Source organism: Salinivirga sp., assembly GCF_035268865.1.
Classification (GTDB): domain Bacteria; phylum Bacteroidota; class Bacteroidia; order Bacteroidales; family Salinivirgaceae; genus Salinivirga.
Window position 1 is genome coordinate 1 of the sequence record NZ_DATFKB010000115.1, and the last position, 8791, is coordinate 8791.

Sequence of the window (8791 nt, forward strand, 5' to 3'; positions counted from 1 at the left end):
GGCATCGGCAAAGGCTTTAAAGGCTTTTTGAAAACCATAAGTAAAAATTGCGATTAACCCCTGCACTTTCATACCATGATTTCTAAGCGCTTCTACTGCTTTTACACTACTGCCTCCTGTAGAGACTAAATCTTCTATTACAATCACTTTTTTGCCGGGTATGGCATCTCCTTCCACAAGATTTTGCATTCCGTGCCCCTTGGCTTCCGATCGCACATATAAAAATGGCAGATCAAGTGCTTCAGCTACCAGTGCACCATGGGCAATGGCACCTGTGGCAACACCTGCTACAAAATCAACGTCGGGATAATCGGCTTTAATTTTATCTACAAATGCATCGCGAACAATTTTGCGCACCCTGGGGTAAGACAAAATCTTACGATTATCGCAATAAATGGGCGACTTCATTCCTGAGGCCCAGACAAACGGATTTGATGGTTCCAATTGAATTGCGTTAATTTGCAATAACGATTGAGCTATTTTTTCTTTAACTGGTTGACTCATGAATCAGATTTATAAAATTTTTTACGACAAAGCTTCTATTCATATTGTTCCGGAATCAGAATTCCGGCGCTACAAAAATAGTGGTTTTTATGAATTTAAAGATGTTAAGGATCATCTTGATAAACTTTTAAATGATAATCTTCCTGCGCGTGAGAAGCACGCTTTTATAAAGGCGAGCGAACCCGGAAAAATTTTAGAACAAATAAAAAGCCATTTTATATTCATTGAGGCTGCTGGCGGTTTAGTTCGAAATGAGTTTAATGAAATTTTGACCATGGTGCGCAGAGGTAAAAATGATTTGCCCAAAGGTAAATGCGAAGAAAATGAATCTGTAGAACAGACGGCTTTAAGAGAAGTTCAGGAAGAATGCGGAATTGAAAACCTTACAATAGACTCTTTCCTTATGGCAACTTATCATATATACCCATACAAAAATAGTTTTGCCCTGAAAAAAACCTGGTGGTACAATATGAAAGCGCCCAAACAAAAGCTCCTGCCACAAACCGAAGAAGATATTACAGAAGTTAAATGGTTGCCGCATGACAAACTCAATGAATTTGAAACGAACACCTTCCCAACCCTGATAGATGTATTGCAAGGAGCTAAATTAAGGTAGGTATTATAGGCAAAGTACAATGCACTTTAAATAATGGACTATATTTCAATAAAAAATTAATTATCGACCCTGCCGGTATCTTTCCCGTTCCCTGTGTTTAAGGATTTTGAAAAAATAATACTCAAAATGGCCATCGGGGCCGGGTGTAGGGTTTAACGCCAACTTCCCTTCCGGATTAAGTAAAAAATATGAGGGATAAGCTTTCACATTATATTCTTCAAGCACCTCGGTATTCTTATTACCATTAAGTAAAAGCCAGTTATATTGGTGCATTTCAAAGTATTTACGTGCATGCTCAAATTTACTTCCAACATTTATAGTTACAATTTTAAGCACATCCTCATGTTTCTCGCTCAACTGTTTTAGCTGTGGCAGGATTTTCTGTACTGCAAAACTTTCAATATTTATAAAATTCAACAAAATAAACCTGTCACTTTTCTGAGGAAACGAAAAGGCAAGTGTATCGCCCATATTAATGCGAAATGCAGGCGGAGGATAACCTGCCTGTAACTTCTTCGTTTTATCAATTATCCGCTCTACAATTTTGCGATGGCGGGGGATTTTAGTCTGCAATTTTACTGAATCTAATGTTTGATAAAGGCTACTTTTAGGGAATGTGTTTTTATACAATGCATCGTTAAGTCCTTTAATAAACACTAACTCTCTCAGGGTATCGTTCCGAAGCGCCAGGTTATTAGCCAATGTGCGCATACTGCGTTGGTAACTTTTAGCTCTGACGACATTAAAAGCAATATCCTGCCCATCGGCAGTTGTGGCATAATACTCAATATAGTTATCGAACATTTTATTAAAAAGATCGAAATAGGCAGGGTTAGTATACAATACCGGCTGATCAAGATAGTAATCACGCACCACATAATTATCGTCATGTAAATAGGCTATGTGCAGCAACTTTGCAATTTTATACTTTTTATATCCCCTGAAAAAAGCATTTTGTTCGCCCTTTTTAAAAAGGGAATCGAGAAAGACCACCATAGTATCTACGTCGCTTGATTGGCGTTTGCTTCGAATTTGTCTAAAGTTATTTACAAGATAATCGTTGTAAATAAGGTCAAATTCAGTGATAAGATGGTTCAATTCAGTCGCATGGCTATTTTCAAGCCCAAAAAAGAATTTGAATGGTTGGTAAAACGGGTTTAAACTATCGACTTTAGACATTTGCCTGTATTCGGGCAATTTTAGCTCATAGGCTTCCCCTGGCATTACAAACAAGCTTCCTTCGAGCCCACCTGACTCTACATAAATTTGCCGGGGTTCTTTAATCGGAAAAGAGATATCAAGTTTTCCACTATCGCCAGGTACGACCTCTGTTACCGTTTTTTCAACTGTTGAAATATAGTCGGCATAGTACCAAACTTCGACGGGTTTGTTGGCCCAATCGGCCCTCTGGCCAGTAAGTATTGTGGTATCCTGGGCATTAGTAACTCCGGCAAAAACAAGACATAAACTAATAATCCCCGTGAATAGCTTTCGGAATAAAAGATTTAATATCGCCTCCATGTTTATAAATATCTCTGAGAATGGTTGATGAAATGGGTGTGAGCTCGGGTGTAGTAAGAATGAAAACAGTTTCGATTTCTTGCATCAATGCTTTGTTCATTTGTGCTATACTTCTTTCGTATTCAAAATCGGCACCGGTTCTGATACCCCTGAGTAAAAATTTTGCTCCTATTTCACGACAAAAATCGATAGTTAATCCTTCAAAATTACGGATCTCAATTTTTTCATGTTCTTTAAAAGTCCTTTTTATCCATTCTATGCGTTTGTCTAACGGAAAAAACCCCGGTTTATTGGCATTTGTTCCTACTGCAATAATAATTTTGTCGAACAAATCTATTGCTCTTAGCACAACAGATTCATGTCCACGCGTTATTGGATCAAAAGACCCGGGAAAAACTGCAATTCTTTCCATATTTATTTTGATTCAAATTGTCAAAATTATAAAATATAAGCTTGGCTACAAGCAGAAATCATCAGGAAATAACTTTTTGAGAGTTTGAACTCACAAATAAAATATTACCCAAATTTTCATAACCCTGGAAAACATCAAAATTGCCAATCTGATCGGCTAACTCATGGTTATTGAATCCTATAATGGTTAAATCTGCATCAGCAGAGTGGTGGCTGATAATTTCTTTCCGGTTGGTTTCTTTTGTTTCATTCACCAACTCAATATTCTTTAGTGAAATTGGCAACCGTCCTGTTTTTACACGTTTGGCCAATTCTGTCCAGCGCTTCTGTCTGTTTTCCGGATTTGTAAGTACAAAAATACGTATTACCCCACGTTTCCAGTCGGGGTGTCCAAGGATTACGTATGCCATTAAAATCATAAGATTGGCGTTGGCATAATCCTCAGATTTTATCCATAAATGAATCTCCCGGTGATCGCCGAATCCTTTATAAGTCGTATTCAGCACACATACATCAAAACCTGTCGTATTCAATAGTTTATAATTATTCATCGTATCGGTGAGTCGTTCAGGATCGGTGCGCGAGAACTCGAAAATAATCATATTATTGTGCTTACCCGATACAGTTCTTAGCTGAATTACCTGTGCTATTGCTGATGTAAAACTCGGGCTAATGATGGTATCGAGGTAAATACGGTTCTTATTACCTGAAGCAAGCTTAATGAGCCGCTCCATAACTTCATCGGCCTTTTTATTTGTATCGTCATTCAGGTACCCCTTGATGAAATGAATGTAAGTTCCGAATCCGTATTTATGCGAAATCCAGCGCATCAGATCGAAAGCACTGCGCCGGTTGAAGGTGTCTTTAGATATGGAAACTGCAAAAGGCCGCCAACTGTTGTCATCTTTCTCCTTGTTGGCCCGCTGGGCAAATATTTGCAAATTCCGGCTGAGCTGAAAAACCACCCCTTTGAAAAGTTTTGCCAGTCCGCGTTTCTCAGGGTTTCCACGTGTAATCATCACATATACACCCGACATAATTAATAATGATAATGCTGCATATGGAAGGTTCATCCTAAACATCAGCCATATCGACATCAATGCACCAATAAAAGAGAGGTACCACCTGGACCGAAATGTTGGCCTGTAGGATGGGTCGGCGGCAAAATGTTCCAGGAATGAAATTAAACAAATAGCACCATAGGTGACCATGAAAAACATAGAAATAATTTCTGCTACAAAATTAATATCACCTATAAAAACAAAGAAGAAAGCAATAATTACAGTAATTAATGATCCATTAAAAGGTTCATTATCTTTTGCTTTACCTCGTGCCAGCCATCTGCTGATGGATTTCCCAGGAAATATATCATCTAATCCAATAGCCTGTAGTGTACGTGGAGCTACCATAATAGAACCCAACGCTGATGAGAGCGATGCAGCTGCAAGCCCTATTGGTATAATGGGCCCCCACACAGCAATTCGCTCCATGATAAGCTGATCCGCGCTAAGTTGCTCAGGAGTAGCTGAGATGGCAAATTTGTACCCGACAATTAAGTATACAACAAGGCCAACTACGGTAGCCCACATAGTTCCTGCAGGAATAGATTTACGGGGATCTTTTAAGTCACCCGACAATCCGAGACCGGCAGCAAGTCCGGTAAAAGCAGGAAAAATTATGGTAAACACATAAAAAAATGGTGCGGGATTCTCTACAGTTTCATTTAAGTTGAATTTTTCAACTCCATCAACCGGCTCGCCAAATAAAAATAGAGCAATGGCAGTGAATAAAATCGCAACAACTACATAAAGAGCTTTCATCCCCAGGTTTGCTCCACGCCGGAGTATGAGGGTAGATAAAATTGCCATTGTAGCCAAAGCCACCACTCGCTTAGGTATTAAAAATCCAAAATTAGCGTGAATGGATTGTAAAACGGGCTCAAATGCTTCGCCAAATGCAATTACATAAAATGCAACACTCACAGCCTGGGATGCGAAAAGAGTTAACCCAATTGCACCTCCTATATTAAACCCAAAAGAACGGGATATAATGTAATAAGCCCCGCCACCAAGTACACGTTGATTTGTGGCAATTTCTGCAACAGCAAGCGCAGTGGGGATAGTCACTAAATGACTTATTAATACAATTGCGATAACACCAACAAGGCCAACCTGACCAACAGCCCAGCCAAAACGTAAAAACAGAATTGCTCCCAGAATTGTGCTGATAGCCGTTAAAAAAACAGGCAAGGTGCCAAACCCTGCATTTTTGCGCGGTTGCTGCATAATTACTACCTAATTTAAGATATGCAAACTACAAAAAATAACTGAAAAATTCGTATGCCAAAAGAATTACTCTTCGGATGCAATATAATCCTTATCAGTCCCTGACAATTCGGGTTCAGTAGCCACTCCACCAGCTTCATAAGGCATTACATCTACCACTTTTGTGAGTGATATTTGGTGTATTTCCCACGGAACAAGTACCTGCTCCAGACTATTTTCTGCACTTTCAAGTGCGCCGCGAAAATCATCAGCTGCAACTAAAATCTGATTCTGTATTTTTTTCTCTTTACCTGATTTTTCGTCTATATCCTTAAGTATAACTTTGCACTTATACCAATAATCTGCGTCTTCGGCAGGAACAATTTCATCAAGTTTAGCTTTAGAAATACCTGTTACAATAAACTCATCAGGTATTTCTCCTTCCAGCATTTTTATTAAACGGCTTTCTGCTTCAGTAAATGACAGTGCATCTACAACATAAGATTCTGAAACGGGTTTCTCTTTACCGTATTCATCCATCTTCTCATATTTAATTTTACATTCAAACCAATTATGCATAACGTCACTTTTTATTTATAAGACAAAAAAAAGAGGACATCCTGAATGATGCCCCCTTTAATAAATTATTTCTGGTTTAGAAAAGTTGTTCTCCAAGGTCTACTACTCTTGCAGAATAACCCCATTCATTATCGTACCATGATACAACTTTCACCATATTTCCATTCACCATTGTAAGGTCTGAATCGAAAATAGATGAGTGTGTATTGTGAATTACATCACAAGATACAATTGGGTCTTCTGTATACTGAAGAATTCCTTTCATTGGACCCTCAGCAGCAGCTTTCATAGCCTTATTAACCTCTTCTTTAGTCACCTCTTTTTTCAGTACTGCAGTAAAATCAACCATTGAACCAGTTGGGGTTGGTACGCGAACTGCCATACCGTCCATTTTACCGTTCAAGGAAGGAATTACTTTACCAACAGCTTTTGCAGCTCCTGTAGTAGTTGGGATTTGGGAAACGGCAGCAGAACGTGCTCTGCGCAAGTCCTTATGGGGAGCGTCGAGTATTTGCTGATCGTTTGTATAGCTATGAATAGTATTCATATAACCTTTTTCAATACCAAAAGAATCTTCCAGTACCTTAGCTACTGGAGCCAAACAGTTTGTAGTACACGATGCGTTAGAAACACAAGCATCAGCTGCTTGCAAGTCACTATCATTTACACCAAGCACAATCATTCTGTCAATTTCATCAGAAGCTGGTACAGTAAGGATCACTTTTTTGGCACCATTTTTCAGGTGGTCGCCATAACCGCCTTTATCACTTTCTCTCTTACGGAATATACCGGTTGATTCGATTACCAAATCGGGAGTTTTTGTCCATGGAATATTCGATGGACTTTTCTCAGCAGATACTGTTATTTCATTTCCATTTACAATGATTGCATTGTCATTGTAAGAAATATCACCATCAAAAATACCCTGTGTAGAGTCGTATTTCAAAAGGTGAGCCAATGTTTTGGTATCAGTTAAGTCGTTGATACCTACTACTTCAAACTTATCACGCTCCAACATTAATTTGAATGCGTTTCTTCCGATACGGCCGAAACCGTTAATTCCAACTTTAATTTTTGCCATAGTAATTATTTTTTTCAAAGTTAGACATATTTATAATTTAAACACAAAAAAAGGGAGGTGTGTTTTCCTCCCTTTGGATATTATTCAACATATCTATTTCTTAATAATCTTGATTACTTCAGCATCTCTACCATCACTGATTTCGAATAGATAGATGCCCATTTCAAGGTTATTTGTATTTACACTGTATGTATGCGTTCCTTTATCGAAGTTTCCTAAGTTTTCAGAAAGCAATACTCTACCGGACAGGTCAATTATTCGTGCATTCACGGTACTATTGTCGCTTGAGACTCCAAAGTTGACTGTTAATTGATTAGCAACGGGGTTTGGATAAACATTGGCATTAAATTCTGAAATAGCTTGCGCTCCGGTTTCAGGATCTTCTTGAATATTATCTGCCGGACGAGGAACGAAATATGTAGAATCTATATAGAGGCCATTACCAAATGTGGCCATATATATGATACCATAGTTTTCAACCTCGGAGTATTGATCGTAAGAATTGGTTTGCTGCTTAATTGTAAAAACAGGACTAGAGCCAACACCCTCACTATCATACGTGTAAAATGGGCTAGCAAAACGATAGTCGTTTGTAGACCAAACACCAACCTCAGTACCCAATATTAGTTGATAAATATTATTACCTGTATTGGGATCTGTTTGTGCAATATTCACCATAGCATCGAATATTGGCATGTGGGGGAGGTTACCTTGTATTGATCTGAAATTTTCGTTGAATGATTCGCTTGTGGTTGTATTTGCATTATCACAAACAAAAAGTTTATCCTGATCATCATAGTTTGAGAAGGTTATAATAAGCCTTCCCTTATTATTAGGGTCAACAGCTACAGAAGTAATTTCCTGGGTATATGTTTGACCCAACTTTTGCGTATATTCAAGAATACGATCTTCTGTCAAGGTATCGTTAGCACCAATATAGGACCATCCGTAAGATTTGTCTTTTACAACTGTGTGTAGACTGTCAATGCGGAATATTTCGCTTTTATTGGCTGTATCGGAGATATAATTAACGGCAATATAAAGATGATGCCCTTCAGGTGAAAAGGCAATATCATTAATGGTAGCGCTCAAATTAGGTGTTTGATCGCTCGGGATATTATAGTATCCGTAAATATTAAAAATATCAAACCAATCGTGATTCAGAATTGATAGGTTACTTGTAGCTTTATTAGTCATCCACAACTGTCCCTTAATACCTATTGTAAAAATAGATTTGTATGTATCTTCAAAAGGAACCATACCATTTCTTGGGATAGTATCTTCAATATTTACAATGATAGGCATATTTGCAATATTTCGACTTTCAGTGGTGTCAATATCGCCAGGAAAAAGCGAATCAAAGGTTTTGTAAGAATAAGTGTCATACCCATACGGATAATTTTCCGATTCCCACATTGCCATTGGTGCGTTATTAACATCCCAGTCAATATTGTTAATATCTGTCATCAAACTATCATAAATATCTTTAATACTTTGTCCAAAGTCAAGTGTTCTACGAAGACGTGCTTCACTGTGTTCATAGAAGAAAATATTGGGATTTATCTGAGAAATAAGTCCCTGATAACCTGATCGTGCTCCGTCTGCAAAATCAAATTCTTCAATAACTTCTGTTCCAAAAAACCTTTGCGAACCTGGTCCATCAAATCTGTTTACATACATACCATTTGATTCAGATCCTGCAATTATAGCTCCTTTAGGTCCATAAGAAACGTCGTAGAACTGACCGGTTAAAAGATAATTATTCAAACGAACAGAACCGCTTTGAGGATGATACCTGAATAGGCCTCCATCTGT

Annotated in this window: 8 protein-coding genes; 1 reads left to right on the plus strand and 7 read right to left on the minus strand. The window is 38.2% G+C overall.

The window, feature by feature from the left end:
- Positions 1–504: orotate phosphoribosyltransferase (gene pyrE, locus VJ937_RS07155; protein ID WP_324066214.1), on the minus strand; the 504-nt coding region annotated here is incomplete at its 3' end.
- On the opposite strand from pyrE, the gene VJ937_RS07160 reads away from it, so the two are divergent.
- Entirely contained in the window at positions 503–1120 is a 618-nt protein-coding gene (locus VJ937_RS07160; protein ID WP_324066215.1) for an NUDIX hydrolase, read from the plus strand. The two genes, pyrE and VJ937_RS07160, sit on opposite strands and share 2 nt — an antisense overlap.
- A 60-nt stretch (positions 1121–1180) precedes the next feature.
- Here the strand turns inward: VJ937_RS07160 and VJ937_RS07165 are convergent, their stop codons facing one another.
- From VJ937_RS07165 to VJ937_RS07190, 6 genes are all read right to left on the minus strand, one after another.
- Positions 1181–2641, minus strand: coding sequence for a TlpA family protein disulfide reductase (locus VJ937_RS07165; RefSeq protein ID WP_324066216.1), 1461 nt, complete (start codon positions 2639–2641; stop codon positions 1181–1183).
- Complete coding sequence (gene coaD / locus VJ937_RS07170; RefSeq protein WP_324066217.1) at positions 2589–3053, minus strand: pantetheine-phosphate adenylyltransferase; 465 nt, start codon at positions 3051–3053, stop codon at positions 2589–2591. The genes VJ937_RS07165 and coaD overlap by 53 nt, the downstream gene beginning before the upstream one ends.
- Before the next feature lie 61 nt (positions 3054–3114).
- On the minus strand, positions 3115–5337 hold the full coding sequence (locus tag VJ937_RS07175) for a hypothetical protein (RefSeq protein WP_324066218.1): 2223 nt from the start codon (positions 5335–5337) through the stop codon (positions 3115–3117).
- A 66-nt stretch (positions 5338–5403) separates the two neighbouring features.
- Complete coding sequence (locus VJ937_RS07180; RefSeq protein WP_324066219.1) at positions 5404–5895, minus strand: DUF4494 domain-containing protein; 492 nt, start codon at positions 5893–5895, stop codon at positions 5404–5406.
- 76 nt (positions 5896–5971) lie between these two features.
- The gene (gap, locus tag VJ937_RS07185; protein ID WP_324066220.1) at positions 5972–6976 is read right to left on the minus strand and encodes a type I glyceraldehyde-3-phosphate dehydrogenase; all 1005 of its coding nucleotides are present in this window, start codon (positions 6974–6976) and stop codon (positions 5972–5974) included.
- Positions 6977–7069: 93 nt separating this feature from the next.
- Positions 7070–8791: T9SS type A sorting domain-containing protein (locus tag VJ937_RS07190; protein ID WP_324066221.1), on the minus strand; the 1722-nt coding region annotated here is incomplete at its 5' end.